The organism is Yersinia massiliensis (assembly GCF_003048255.1).
GTDB lineage: Bacteria > Pseudomonadota > Gammaproteobacteria > Enterobacterales > Enterobacteriaceae > Yersinia > Yersinia massiliensis_A.
In genome coordinates, this window is sequence record NZ_CP028487.1 from 3,269,261 (window position 1) to 3,282,876 (window position 13,616).

Genomic DNA, 13,616 nt, shown 5'->3' on the forward strand with positions numbered 1-13,616 from the left:
GTTTTCCTTGCCTTCTCTCTTCATTCGGCAGCTCAAATGTGCTTTAAACTTCAAAGTCAAAATCATGGCCTATGGCCTATGGCCTTTGACATTGAGCGCAATCAGGAATATTGCCGACGAGGATAGAGGGTAGAGTGAGCGGGCAGGACGCCCGCGAAAAGCGCGTTTGGGCAAGGATGCCCATCGCGCTGGCTCGTTAGCCGAAAGACGTAGGAGGTTTACCCGCAGGGCAATATTTCGCGCAAAGGCGCGGGTGTTGGGCCGCCGCCCTGCGGCCCGACTCGGTTGAGGCGACGAGGTTAAAGTGACCGCAGAACGCCTATCAACCGAAACAAGATCCGGTCCTCAACCGAAACCAGACCCGATCCGATCCCCCCTCACCATCTCCCCCACCAACCGCCTCGACACCTTAATCCCTCCGACCTTCAGCGTCTGGGGCAAACGATAAAATGCGACTGGTCGTTGGAACACGGCTAGCTGAGGCGCTAACCAATCCGCTAATGCGGTTTCATCCACGGTAACGTCAGCGTCGATAACGGCCACGGGCCGGTGACCAAACTCACTGTCAGCAATAGGCACAACAAACGCTTGCTGCACACCGGGATATTGCAACAGAATCCGTTCGATATCCTCCGGCTGAATGCCCTCACCACCACTGAAAAAGATATTATCTAGCCGGCCTAGAATGCGTAACTCCCCCGCTTGCCATACCCCTCGGTCGCGGGTGTGGAACCAACCTTCATCATCCACCAGTGGGCGTATCTGCCCTTGTTGCCAGTAACCCGCAGCAAGACAGTCGGCTTTCATCCACACTTCATCATCGACTAGCTTAATCTCGCGGTGCGCCAAGGGAACCCCGACACCCGGTAAGCCATCAGCCCGTTTCGCGCACACGGTTGATGCAGCTTCAGTTAATCCGTAACCACACCAGCAGCGAATACCGCGAGCTTCAGCTTGTTTCGTCAATTCTGTTGGGATCATCGCGCCGCCCAACAACACCTCTTTTAACGTTAATGCGGTGTCTTCGCTGGCCAATAATCGCCATAACTGCGTGGGGACGAGTGAAGCGTGGCTGCACCCCGCCAATGCTTCAATCAGCGGAACCCCTTCTTGCACAACCAAGGTGGCACCAGCACTTAACCAGCGCCAGACAATCCCCTGCCCCGAAACATGAAACAGCGGCAACGATAACAGCCAGCTATCTGTCGCCGTGAAATTCATTAGCTGCAATACACCGTCCGCACTGGCTAAGTGGGCTGCCACGGTATGTACAGCCGCTTTAGGCAAGCCCGATGAGCCGGAGGTTAAGGTCATAGTCGCCAACCGCTGGCTATCCCACGCGACCGAATGCGCCACCGAATTTTCTGTACTGAATGTCTTTTCAGTACTGAACGTCAACGGGATAAACGTGAGAGGGTCAGGCAATGGCGCAGCCAGATTCAACATAAAATCGATATCTAACTGCGGCAAAAGCGGCAACAAAAGCGAGTCAGGCAATTGGGGATTCAGCGGGAGAACACGGGCGGCACACTGCAAAGCCGCCAGATACGCCAGCAATAGCGAATAACTGTTTTTCCCCCGCAGCACGACACCGCTGCCTGAGGTGACACCTTGTTGCTGAAAAGCTGATGCCAAATGATCGATATCAGCTGCGAGCTGTTGCCAGCTAATCAGTTGAGAACCCACTTTCAGCGCTATCGCTTGAGGCCGCCACTCGGCCCAATGTTTCCAAGGGGATGATTGTGCCCAAAGTGGCGATTGATGTCCTAGCGGTGCCATAGCACGTCCAGTTGATCCACGGTCACCAGCGGCAAAGTGCTTTCCGGCCAAGGGCGCAATAACTGTGCCTGCATCAGATCCAGTGTGTCCAACCCTGGCACCGTTGCGGGCGTTAGCCAATGCGCTATTCGCGCGAGTTGCGTCAGGCCCAGACTCGATTCAATGCTGGAACTGATCACCGCCACTAACCCTGCCTGATGCGCTTGCTGCACCAATTGCTGGCAACAGGCTAAACTGCCCACCAGCGTCGGTTTAATCACAATTGCAGCGACGCCCGGTTCTGCTTCAACCTGAAAATCAGCTTCACGGACACTTTCATCCCAAGCAATAGCGATACCGGTGTCGCGCGCAAACTCGCGCGATTCAGCACGAGTCTTGCAAGGCTCTTCCAAAAACGCAATCCGTGAACGCAGTTCAGGATTCACATATTTGGCAAATCCGTCCGCTTTGGCGCGTGTCCAACTGCGATTGGCATCCAGCCGCAGTTTTAAATCAGGCAAGGCTTCCAGCAGCACATTGACTATCATGCCGTCACGCACCGCTTCATATAACCCGACTTTCACCTTGGCGACTTTCTCACCGGGTAATGCCTGTAACACCGCGAACAACTCGTCAGGATCGCCAGTACACAGCGGAGCTTTACGGTAATCTGCCGCCAACGGTAGGCGTTGATCCAGCTCCGCCAGCGCGCAGCTCAGGCCGAAAGCCACCGAAGGCAGCGGGCCGAGATCTGGCTCATCACCAGTCACCCAGCTTTGTAGCCATTGCGCTGCCGCCGATTGTGCGTCATCCAACGACTCCTGACTGAACTCTGGCAAGGGGGCAATTTCCCCCCAACCAGTCTGTTCGCCCTGCTGCAGTTTCACCAACATTCCGTCGCGACTTTTCAGCCGTTGATGGCGCAATATGACACCCGCGTCCATCGGCAGACTGTAGCGATAAAGCGTGGCCGCGCGCATTACGGATTACGCTTGAATTTGCTGAAGTCCGGCTGGCGTTTCTCATTGAATGCGTTGCGCCCTTCTTGGCCTTCTTCGGTCATATAGAACAGCATCGTGGCGTTGCCAGCCAGTTCTTGCAGGCCCGCTTGACCATCGCAATCGGCATTCAATGCGGCTTTCAGGCAACGCAGTGCCATCGGGCTGTTTTCCAGCATCTCACGGCACCAGCGCACAGTTTCTTTTTCCAAATCGGCGACTGGCACCACAGTATTAACCAGCCCCATATCCAAGGCTTGTTTCGCATCGTATTGGCGGCATAAGAACCAGATTTCGCGGGCTTTTTTCTGGCCCACAATGCGCGCCATATAGGCCGCACCCCAACCCCCATCGAATGAACCCACTTTCGGCCCTGTTTGGCCAAAAATTGCGTTATCAGCAGCGATGGTTAAGTCGCACATCATGTGCAGCACGTGACCACCACCAATGGAATAACCTGCCACCATGGCGACTATCGGTTTCGGGCAAGTCCGAATCTGGCGCTGGAAATCCAGCACGTTTAAGTGATGGGTGCCACTGGCATCTTGATAGCCGCCGTAGTCGCCACGCACTTTTTGATCCCCACCTGAGCAGAAGGCTTTTTCGCCTTCACCGGTCAAAATGATCACGCCAATATTGTCGTCATAACGGGCATCGGCCAGCGCCTGAATCATCTCTTTAACCGTTAACGGGCGGAACGCATTACGCACTTGTGGGCGGTTAATGGTGATCTTGGCAATGCCATCGCTGGATTTGTGATAGCGAATATCTTCAAACCCTGTTGAGCAATCTTGCCATTCAATGGCGGCGTAAAGCTGTTCTTCGCTCGGATAAAGCATAGTAAGCATTCCTTCCTTTAACGGGAGAGTGATGAAAATGAAGACTGTGATAAAAATGAAAGCACCTGCGCGGCAAATGCGCCCGGATTCGCTCGGTGAGCGTTATGTCCAGCGCGGGCCAGCGTGCGCAGTGGCAACTGATACTGGGCGGCTAGCTGCTGAAATTTAGTGTCGCGATCACCGCACAGATAAGTATAAGGGACATTCAACTGCTGCAATGCGGGCAAAAACCAAGGTTGATGCCCTAGGGAAGTGGCCTCAAGCATATCCGCCACTGCGGGGCCGTCATTATTGACCCGCAGTGAAATAAATTGCTCACGTTGCTGGGCATCTAAATCCGCGAACACATCTTGTTGATACCAATCGCTGAGCACTTGCGACAAAGGTTCCAGACGAAAACGCTGCGCCCATTGGTGGTCATTCTGCAAGCGCTGTTGGCGCAACTCATCGTTTTCTAAACCGAGGTTGCCCCCTTCAACCAGCAAGCCCAACAAGCCCTGATGCTGACCATAACATGCGTGGTACATCGCAATTCGGCCCCCTAAAGAGTAGCCTGCCAGCCAATACTTGCGAATGCCGTTAGCCTGCAATGTTTGCGTTAACTGCTCGCTGACATCAGCAAAATCGCGAGTTTTCAACGTGGCGGATTGACCGTGGCCGGGTAAATCAATCAACAGCGACGGATAATCGCCGCATAATTCGGCCACGGGAAGCCAATCCTGACCACTCCCCAGTAGGCCATGTAGCCAAACTAGCCATGGCTTATCCGCTTGTAGATCAGACGATCGTTGCACAGAGGATTCAGGATGTGCGGTGAGTTTACAGCATGCCAACGTCATCATTGAGCCACCTGTTGCACCAATTGCTGTAGCGTTTCTGCCCCTTGGCTTGACGGTACCTGTATCTCGACAAGCGTCACGCCACCTTGTAACCAGCACTGTTCGACTCGCTGCTGCAATGCTATCCAGCTCTCAGGACTGGCATAATGGAGGCCAAACATGGCCGCCGCGTGCTCAAAGTTGACGTCTTGCGGCATGCAATAAAAGCGCTGACGATCTTCAGCCGGTGTTGGCAACAGTGAGAAAATCTGCCCGCCATTATTGTTCACCACCAACAGCACCATCGGCGCCGAACTTTGGCGTAATAACGCTAATGCATTAAGGTCATACAGGGCCGATAAATCACCGACGATAGCCAGTGTAGGTTTCGCGGTCGCGCGCTGGACACCTGCCGCGGTGGATAACAGACCATCAATGCCACTGGCACCACGATTGCTGTAAACCGGATAACCCGCTGGCAATTGCCCCAAAGCATCAATCAGGCGAACAATCAAACTGTTACCCACAAATAGCTGGCCGTTATCGGGTAACAACTCAGCCAATAAATGTGCCACTGCGGCTTCACTAAATTGCTCATTCAGCGTTTCAGCCACGTGGAACTGTGCCGCCTGTGAACATTCAATCAGTTCAGGCGCCCATGGTGTGCGGCGTAGCGCAGGGTGCTGTTCCAGCCATGCATGCACAGACGATAGGATCCTACGCCCTCGATGATTCGCCGGATCAAGGCGACCTGGGAGGTTATCCACCACCCAATATTCCTGTGGCTGGCATTGCGCTTGCCACTGTAAAAGCTGTTTACCGGTCAGGCTGCTACCCAATTGCACTACCAGCTGCGCCTCATTCAGCACCCGCTGCGCCTCGGGATGCCCAAGCCATAAATCTGCACAGGGCAGTGGTTGGCCGGTTTGCGATAACACATCGCCAATCAATGGCCAGCCGAGTTGTTCCGCCCATTGTGCTAGTTGCGCGCCCTCGTCTGCCGTCATACGCCCTGCGATGACCACGCCGCGCTTTTGCCGCCAGAACAACCAATCAGCCTGCGGCTGCTGTGGTTGATAGCTCGATTGGCGTAACCAAGGGTGGCAGTCCTGCCACCAGTCACCCAAGGCCGCAGACCAGTCGGTATAGCATTGGTCATCACCGCCATAAAGGGGTTCGGCAAACGGGCAATTAATGTGCAAACCGCCATGGTGCAATTGCGCCATCGCGCTATCGACGGTTGAAACAAGCCAACTGGCGGGAATATCCGGTGTCGGTCGAGGTAAATTAAGGCTGACCGTAGGATGAGCAGCAAACAGCCCTTGCTGACGAATAGCTTGGTTAGCGCCGCAATCAATCAATTCTGGTGGGCGATCAGCGGTCAGAAAAATCAGCCGCTCACCGGTTAAACCGGCTTCAATGAGTGCAGGATAGAGGTTGGCAGCCGCAGTGCCGGAAGTCACAATCACGGCCACCGGTTCGGCGGACGCTTTCGCCAAGCCCAGCGCCAAATGGCCCAAACCACGCTCATCAAAATGGGTATGGCAAACCAGCGATGAATGCGCCGCCGCCGCCAACGTTAGCGGTGTCGAGCGGGAACCCGGTGCAATACAGATATGACGGACACCGTGGCGCGTTAACGCTTCCAGTAGTAATGCCGCCCAACGACGGTTAAAAACACTTGTCGACATGGTTTGCCCAAAAGTCAGTTAACAGACACGACAACCCAACAGTTAGCATGAGGAACGCCATTTATCCTCGATAAAGTTCGGAGTGGCTGCTTAATGGTTAAAATTTTACTGTTCTGGTAGGGGAAATGGCCCCTAAATGACAGTTTACACTTGGTCTACGGGTGCCACAATCCGACCACATTAGGTGTGCGGTTAATAGCAATATTTAGGATTTATTATCCTGTAGATGACTATCCAACAAAGTCCTTAATCCTGCCGACTTATGGTTGATTTCTTGCCATTCCAGCTCAGGATCAGACCCAGCGACAATACCGGCTCCGGCATACAAATTGATCCGTTGGTCCTCAACCCATGCCGAGCGCAATGTGACGCTAAATTCTGACTGTTGCAATGAAAGGTAACCGGCAGACCCCGCATACCAACCACGAGAAAAAGGTTCGTTTTGAGCGATAAATTGGCGTGCAACATTGCGTGGCAAACCGGCCACGGCAGCAGTAGGTTGTAACCGTTGCAGGCAGTCAGTATCACTGGCGCGATTGAGTTGCGCGTGAATACGGCGGCGTAAATGCTGCACTTTTCGCAAGCGAATAATCTCTGGCGGCATGACATCAACCGCCGTTACCCCGCCTTGCAAACGCTGGCAAATATCATCCACCACCAGCAAATTCTCGCGTTGATTTTTTTCATCCTGCATTAACCAGTCACTGAGCACTCTAGCCTGTTGATGGTCATCATCATTAGACGCGGTACCCGCCAACGCCTCCGTTTCCAAATGCCATTTTTGGCGCAGATACAGCCGTTCAGGGCTGGAACCTAAAAATGCCTTTGATGCATCAAAACGCAGCATATAGTGGAAACAATGATGGTTGACTTGACGGCTGGCGGCCATAAAAGCGCTACAGGACAGAGGTTTATCGAGCATTAAGCGAGTTGCGCGGGCCAGCACCACTTTTTCCATCGTTTGCTGTTCAATGCCGCCCAGCGCTTGCTCAATCAGATCACGCCACTGCGGGTATTCCGGCATATGGCTGGCCTGTTGGACATGAACATCCAACGCGGGGAGCGGTTTGGCGGTGACCAGTTGATCGATAAAAGCGATGGCCAGCAAGGCATCTTGTTGCAGGGAGAAATCGCTCACCAAATTAAGGGTGACATGGGTATGGTTGCCACGACGTAAGATTTCAATTCGCGGGAGAAATAAGAAACTGGTCTGTGTTGATTGAGTTGATTGATCGAAATGAGTCGCGCAAGTTTTGCTGTCAGCAGCGGCATCGACAACACTCACCGGCTCATAGGCATTCAGCCCCCAAATTCGCAATCCCGTGGTTTCACTATTTAGCTTGGTCAATTGGTGCTGCTGGATAAATTCATCCGCAGATTGCATATCGTTAAATTGACGCGTTTGACCGCAAACGGCAGCTTCTTCATGGCCGTCACGATGATGCCAATAAAACTGCGGAAAATGGCATTGCGCAGCCAGCCACTCCAGCAGTTGATTCCCCACCTGACCCGATGTAGGCAAGATAATTTGCCGAATACCGGCCTGGTCAGGGAAACCGGCACGCAACTTCTGCTGTAATTCGCCCAACAAACCAGAAAGTTGTTTCACGGCCACCTCGGCAAATCAACAGAAAGAGTGGGATTATACGGGCCATAAATAATAATAAAAGTCGGATTCAAAAGTTATTGTTAGTTATCACACTAATATTTGATATTGATGTTTTTGTATACTCAACAAGGGGTATTAGCGACAACCAATATTGCATGATCTTTGTGCAGTGTGCACAGAGCCAGCCTCTGCACTGATGAAAGGGTGCTACCTTGTACATTTCGCAGTCAGCCGTATCACGAAGACAATGTTCATCTTCGTGATACGTTTGGCATGAATCATTAATTGATCATCATGCTGGCACAACATTCCATTGCTGAGTCTCAGTCAGCGTTGCCAATAATGAATAAACATTTCCTACGTATTTTAACTCACAGGCATTAGTCACTGTTTGGGCTAAGACTTGCCCCATTTGAATCCCCTGACCAGCCGCAATAAAAAAGAGGGGTTCAGGCGTATAAATCTGCGTAGTATTGGTTAAGACTTGCTGCACAAAAGTTCCTTGCCCAGACATACCAATCCCCGTGGAATAGATGTTGTTTGGCATATGACTACCTTCCAAAATCGTCAACTTTCCCGCTTGCCCACCGCTTGACAGATGACTAAACGCAGGAGTGTTATTTTCGGTATCAAATGTCACCTGATTATTACCTGCAGGATCAGCATTCAAAACCGCACCAGCTTCAAAAACAACACCATCCGTTAACGCTCCCGTTCTACCCCAAATAAATGAATAATCAATTGACCATTTGAAAGTGAAAAAACTATTTGGAGCGACTTTAAATGGAGATGCCTGCCAAGCTAAAGAGAATACCTCCGAGGGTTGATTAGGCATTTTCTGATATAAATAAACAATCCACGCTGAAGGTGATTGATTGATAAACTTAACTTGATAAGGCGTACCACTATACGAAGATAGATCGAGTATACTGCTCATAATATATACCTCATTATTTTTAAGTTAATGACTTTCAACTACATTAAAATAAAAAGAAATAAAATCATCAAGTTATCTATTTTGATAAATATGACTTTCTGATTAAAATAATGTCGTCACGATACAAAACCCCCTTTAAAATAAGGCTTAAGATAAATAACCTAGGTTTGTCAGGATATTTAAAGTCAGGGTTTTTATTATCACCACCAAATAGAATAGAGCATAAAAAATCAATTATTGTTACGCATACTCTTATCACTGGATAATATGATTAAATGCGTGACACACATCACAGTATTAAATTTAAAATTTCACCATTCATTTAATAATGCTTAAATAAATTAAAATACATTAATTAAATTAGAATATTAAACCAACCCAATTCAAATAACGAAAAAGTAGGTTTCCCTTGCCCTTAGGTTTCACATTGTAAAAAACAAAAATGTCATAATAAAAAACGGCCCACTAAGGGCCGATATCAATGATTTAAAATAATGAAATAATAAGTTATTACCATTATCACTTAATAATATTCATTAACGCCGAGCCAGCAATAGTCCAACCACCAACCCCACCGTTGCACCGATCCCCACGCTGCACCACGGTTTTTCGTGGACATAATCATCAGTACAACACGCCAGTGCTTTCGCCCGCTTGATGTAGCATTCATTGCGGCCACTCAAACGGTTCTGTACCTCCTTTAATGCCTTCTCCGCTCTGGCTTTAATCTCCTGATAGGTGTCATCCGCGGCATCACCCGAGGCACGTAACACTTCTTCTAACGTATCAGTCAGCATAGTCAGATCGTCATCCAGCGAGGTTTGCTGTTCTTTATCTCGATTCATATGCATTCTCCATGAGTGAAAAAAGTCGTCCCATAAGGATAGCTGAAAATAAGGGAGGGTAAGGAGGATTGGCGCGGTTTCAGGATTAATCTGTGTGGCTCATGATCTAGGTTATTAATAACCACTGGAAAATGCAGTCTTCTCGCCAACCTCGATACAACATACGGATTCTCGGTCACCTCAGACGAGGTGACTCGCTCATTAACACCTGCTGAACAAACACCTGCTGAACACTAAAAACGAATACAGCATGCCCCCTGCTCTGCGCCCGTCAATTGCTCTCGTAGTGCGCCAAATAACTCACGTCCACATCCCACATGGAACGCCGATATGTCCGGCGCAGACGGATGACGTGATGCCAGTTCAGATTCATCGACCAACAGAGACAACTCCCCCGTCACACCATCGACTCGCACCCGATCGCCATTACGAATTTTTGCTAGCAAACCGCCGCAATAGGCTTCTGGCGTAACATGAATGGCTGACGGCACTTTGCCTGATGCGCCAGATAAACGGCCATCGGTGACTAATGCGACTTTAAAATCACGATCCAATAATACCCCCAAAGGTGGCATCAACTTATGCAGTTCCGGCATACCAATAGCCCGTGGTCCCTGATAGCGCACCACTACCACACAGTCACGATTTAACTCGCCAGCTTCAAAAGCGGACACCACATCATGCTGGTTTTCAAAGACCACGGCTGGCCCTTCAATGATCTGATGGTCACGAGGGACTGCTGACGTTTTCATCACCGCCCGCCCTAAATTACCGCTTAACACTTTCGTCCCCCCGTGCGCGGAAAAAGGCTGAGTAATGCTGGCAATGACTGAATCATCCAGCGACTGTTGCGGCCCACGACGCCATTGCAGTTGCCCCTCGTCCAAATACGGCTCTTGCGTGTAGCGATGTAAACCGAATCCAGCCACAGTATGCACATCTTCATGCACTAAACCGCCCTGTAGCAGCTCCTTTATCAGCAAGGCAACGCCCCCTGCTGCCTGAAAATAGTTGATATCAGCGGGGCCATTAGGGTAAATGCGGCACAATTGTGGTACCACTTCTGATAACTCAGAAAAATCATCCCAATCGATAATGATGCCTGCCGCGCGAGCCATCGCCACCAAATGCATGGTGTGGTTTGTTGAACCACCTGTCGCCAGCAGCGCCACAATACCATTGACCACCACCTTCTCATCCACTAACTGGCCCACTGGCAGATAATTACCACTGTTCTCGGTTAGGCGAGTAATCTGGCGGGCAGCGGCAGCGGTTAATGCCTCTCGCAGTGGCGTATTTGGCTGAATAAAAGAAGCACCGGGCAAATGAAGCCCCATCACTTCCATCACCATCTGATTTGAGTTGGCGGTACCGTAAAAAGTACAGGTGCCCGCACTGTGATATGACGCGGCTTCGGCCTCCAACAAGGCGTGCCGGTCCACCTTACCCTCTGCAAATAACTGACGAACGCGCACTTTTTCTTTATTGGATAACCCCGTGGTCATTGGGCCTGCGGGGACAAAAACGGCAGGTAAGTGACCAAATGACAAAGCAGCCATCAGTAGCCCTGGCACGATTTTATCGCATACACCGAGATACAGTGCGCCATCAAACATATTGTGTGACAACCCGATGGCTGCTGACATGGCGATAACATCGCGACTCATCAGCGATAACTCCATACCATCCTGCCCTTGGGTCACACCGTCACACATCGCGGGCACGCCCCCCGCCACTTGCCCGACAGCACCAACATCATGCAGCGCGTCTTTTAGCTGCTGCGGATAATATTCGTAAGGCTGATGAGCAGATAACATGTCGTTATAAGAAGTTATGATGGCGATATCGCTACGCACCATATTCTTCAACGAGGCTTTATCTTCCGGCTGACAAGCCGCAAAACCATGAGCCAGATTGCCGCAGGCCAATTGTGAGCGGCGCACAGTATTTTCTTTTGCTGCGCTGATCCGTTGCAGGTAGGCCGTGCGAGTTGTGGCTGATCGCGCCGTGATACGCTGCGTAACGTGGATGAGAGTCGGGTTCATCGCCATTCCTTATTCGCTCAGCGGCGACAAAAGTTCAATACTGCCCACAGGCAAACCAATAAAATCCGCCAATACTTTCAGCAGTAAATTGTGATCATCCAAATGTGGTGCGCCGGAGACATTAACGCTGCCAATAATACCCGCATGTTTAACCTGTAATGGGAAACCGCCGCCTAGCGCAGCGTAGTCCCGTAAACTGACACCATAACGTGCTTCAAGAGAAGTCTGGCGTTGCTGTAACATCAATCCGGCCGCATAAGAGCTGGTATTGAGCAGTTCAACCACATTACGTTTACGGCGCAACCAATCATGATTTTCAGCACTGGTACCTGGCATGGCATAGCTGAACAGCGATTGACGATTGACGGTGATATCGATAGCTAATGCCACCCCTTGTGTTTCCGCTTGCCGTTTTATTTTTTCGCCTAACTGCCAAGCGATTTCGTGATCGAAATGCATCAGCTGTAACAATTGCTGATGCTGTTGGCAGTCGATGAGTTGCTGCTGCAAATTCATATTATTCTCCGGTATTCACCCATCGGGGCTATGGTCAGATTCAGCCGATAGCCCCGACTGGATTTAAGCGCGTTTCGCTTTTGGCAAAACTTTGTCAGCCAAGCCCTTGCCCTGTTTGGTCACTTCGACATCACACTCTTTCGGCAATGTCAGCGTAATCAATCCGGCAATAATCAATGAGCCAGCTAGCATGCAAACTGCTGCACTTTGGCCGTAGAAGAAAATCATCACCCCGACCAGATACGGGCCGCAGAATCCGCCCAAATTACCTAAACCATTGATGACACCGCGCGCGCCACCCGCCACTTCAGGTATGGCGATGCGACCAGGAATTGACCAGAATGGGCTGGTTGCTGCTTTAAGGAAGAACCCACACACCACCAATGCCAGATAAGCGATCAACACGTTGTGGCGGAAAATCACCGATGTGACGAGGCCAGCGGCAAAACAGAACAGTGAAATCATGATCAACAGGCGGCGTTTGCCGGTTCTATCCGACAAAGTAGAAATGGTATAAATCCCCGCCATGGTGGCTATAAACGGCAGTATCGCCAGAATGCCGACCGAGGCCATATTCCCGCCAGTGAGATTTTTCAAAATGGTCGGTAACCACAGGGTATAGCCGTAATCCCCTGTTTGATAAAAGAAGTTCAGCGCCACTAATTTCATCAACCCTTTATTGAGGAATACGGCTTTCAATGGCGCATTGGTCACTGGCGCATTGAGCATCCGCTCAGCACGTTCCCGCGACAATTCCGTCACCAAATAATCACGCTCTTTCGCCGATAGCCATTTGGCTTCTTCAGGGCGGTCACTGATAACAAACCACCACATCACCAGCACCAGCGCGGACAATCCCCCTTCAAGGAAGAAAAGCCAACGCCAATCAAGCGCATTGATAATAAAGCCGGACAACGGTGCCGTTAACATGCCACCAATGGGCGCAAACATCATGACGAAGGCATTAGCGCGGCCAATTTCACGCTCTGGGAACCAGTTACTGACCATGGTCAAAACCACTGGTAACATCCCGCCCTCAGAGACCCCCAACACAAAACGCAGGAATAACAGCTGATAATGGTTCGTCACAAAGCCGGTAAGAATGGAGACGATGGCCCAAACCGTGAGGGAATAAGCGATGAATTTCCGGCCGCTACCGTGCACGGCAATTCGGCCACCAGGGACTTGTAAAAATAAATAACCAATAAAGAAAATACCGCCGGCTAAACCGGCCATTTGGCTGGTAATAGCCAGATCGCTCTCCATACCGCCAGGGAGTGCAAAACTAATATTGACCCGGTCCATAAAAGAAATAATACAAGCAATCATTATTGGCACGATAACTCGGAACCAACGGGCATTAGGGATCTTACTGTCCATATCAACACGCCTCATGATAATAGCGAAGTATTCCCTTGCATTAATCCTAAAAATACAAGGGAAGCCGACAGCAAATAAGGGATATTTGCCACATTTAATTAAATTCAATAAACACTTTTATTATTAATATGCCCGATAGATTTCAAATATGAGTCAGGTCGCGAGTCAATACAATCTGCC

General features: G+C 50.4%; 11 protein-coding genes. All 11 read right to left on the minus strand.

From position 1 onward, the window contains the following. Window positions 1-345 precede the first annotated feature (345 nt). Window positions 346-1,779, minus strand: a complete 1,434-nt coding sequence (gene menE, locus DA391_RS15175) for an o-succinylbenzoate--CoA ligase (protein ID WP_108087927.1) — start codon at window positions 1,777-1,779, stop codon at window positions 346-348. Then, window positions 1,767-2,738: an o-succinylbenzoate synthase gene (gene menC / locus DA391_RS15180; RefSeq protein WP_108087928.1), complete on the minus strand. Its 972-nt coding sequence runs from the start codon at window positions 2,736-2,738 to the stop codon at window positions 1,767-1,769. Before menC ends, menE begins: the two co-directional genes overlap by 13 nt. After that, window positions 2,738-3,595 carry a 1,4-dihydroxy-2-naphthoyl-CoA synthase gene (gene menB, locus DA391_RS15185; protein WP_019209350.1) on the minus strand — a complete coding sequence of 286 codons (858 nt, stop codon included), beginning with the start codon at window positions 3,593-3,595 and terminating at the stop codon, window positions 2,738-2,740. Before menB ends, menC begins: the two co-directional genes overlap by 1 nt. Window positions 3,596-3,612: 17 nt before the next feature. Further along, window positions 3,613-4,437 carry a 2-succinyl-6-hydroxy-2,4-cyclohexadiene-1-carboxylate synthase gene (gene menH / locus DA391_RS15190; RefSeq protein ID WP_050081338.1) on the minus strand — a complete coding sequence of 275 codons (825 nt, stop codon included), beginning with the start codon at window positions 4,435-4,437 and terminating at the stop codon, window positions 3,613-3,615. Then, on the minus strand, window positions 4,434-6,104 hold the full coding sequence (gene menD, locus DA391_RS15195) for a 2-succinyl-5-enolpyruvyl-6-hydroxy-3-cyclohexene-1-carboxylic-acid synthase (protein ID WP_108087929.1): 1,671 nt from the start codon (window positions 6,102-6,104) through the stop codon (window positions 4,434-4,436). Before menD ends, menH begins: the two co-directional genes overlap by 4 nt. Window positions 6,105-6,309: 205 nt before the next feature. Beyond that, window positions 6,310-7,713, minus strand: coding sequence for an isochorismate synthase (locus tag DA391_RS15200; protein ID WP_108087930.1), 1,404 nt, complete (start codon window positions 7,711-7,713; stop codon window positions 6,310-6,312). 292 nt (window positions 7,714-8,005) lie between these two features. Next, window positions 8,006-8,650, minus strand: a complete 645-nt coding sequence (locus tag DA391_RS15205; protein ID WP_050287331.1) for a hypothetical protein — start codon at window positions 8,648-8,650, stop codon at window positions 8,006-8,008. A gap of 536 nt (window positions 8,651-9,186) precedes the next feature. Then, on the minus strand, window positions 9,187-9,495 hold the full coding sequence (gene elaB, locus DA391_RS15210; protein WP_050081334.1) for a stress response protein ElaB: 309 nt from the start codon (window positions 9,493-9,495) through the stop codon (window positions 9,187-9,189). A 233-nt stretch (window positions 9,496-9,728) separates the two neighbouring features. After that, window positions 9,729-11,540: a phosphogluconate dehydratase gene (edd, locus tag DA391_RS15215; protein ID WP_050287330.1), complete on the minus strand. Its 1,812-nt coding sequence runs from the start codon at window positions 11,538-11,540 to the stop codon at window positions 9,729-9,731. 9 nt (window positions 11,541-11,549) lie between these two features. Continuing rightward, complete coding sequence (locus DA391_RS15220; protein ID WP_057645403.1) at window positions 11,550-12,056, minus strand: heme-degrading domain-containing protein; 507 nt, start codon at window positions 12,054-12,056, stop codon at window positions 11,550-11,552. A 63-nt stretch (window positions 12,057-12,119) separates the two neighbouring features. Beyond that, window positions 12,120-13,436, minus strand: a complete 1,317-nt coding sequence (locus tag DA391_RS15225; RefSeq protein WP_050081331.1) for an MFS transporter — start codon at window positions 13,434-13,436, stop codon at window positions 12,120-12,122. Window positions 13,437-13,616: the final 180 nt, after the last annotated feature.

What these genes read in the sequence shown, in the direction of transcription:
- edd (WP_050287330.1), bottom strand. Translation starts at nt 11,540, where the DNA reads ATGAACCCGACTCTCATCCACGTTACGCAGCGTATCACGGCGCGATCA.
- menH (WP_050081338.1), bottom strand. Translation starts at nt 4,437, where the DNA reads ATGATGACGTTGGCATGCTGTAAACTCACCGCACATCCTGAATCCTCT.
- DA391_RS15225 (WP_050081331.1), bottom strand. Translation starts at nt 13,436, where the DNA reads ATGGACAGTAAGATCCCTAATGCCCGTTGGTTCCGAGTTATCGTGCCA.
- menB (WP_019209350.1), bottom strand. Translation starts at nt 3,595, where the DNA reads ATGCTTTATCCGAGCGAAGAACAGCTTTACGCCGCCATTGAATGGCAA.
- DA391_RS15220 (WP_057645403.1), bottom strand. Translation starts at nt 12,056, where the DNA reads ATGAATTTGCAGCAGCAACTCATCGACTGCCAACAGCATCAGCAATTG.
- menC (WP_108087928.1), bottom strand. Translation starts at nt 2,738, where the DNA reads ATGCGCGCGGCCACGCTTTATCGCTACAGTCTGCCGATGGACGCGGGT.
- DA391_RS15205 (WP_050287331.1), bottom strand. Translation starts at nt 8,650, where the DNA reads ATGAGCAGTATACTCGATCTATCTTCGTATAGTGGTACGCCTTATCAA.
- elaB (WP_050081334.1), bottom strand. Translation starts at nt 9,495, where the DNA reads ATGAATCGAGATAAAGAACAGCAAACCTCGCTGGATGACGATCTGACT.
- menD (WP_108087929.1), bottom strand. Translation starts at nt 6,104, where the DNA reads ATGTCGACAAGTGTTTTTAACCGTCGTTGGGCGGCATTACTACTGGAA.
- menE (WP_108087927.1), bottom strand. Translation starts at nt 1,779, where the DNA reads ATGGCACCGCTAGGACATCAATCGCCACTTTGGGCACAATCATCCCCT.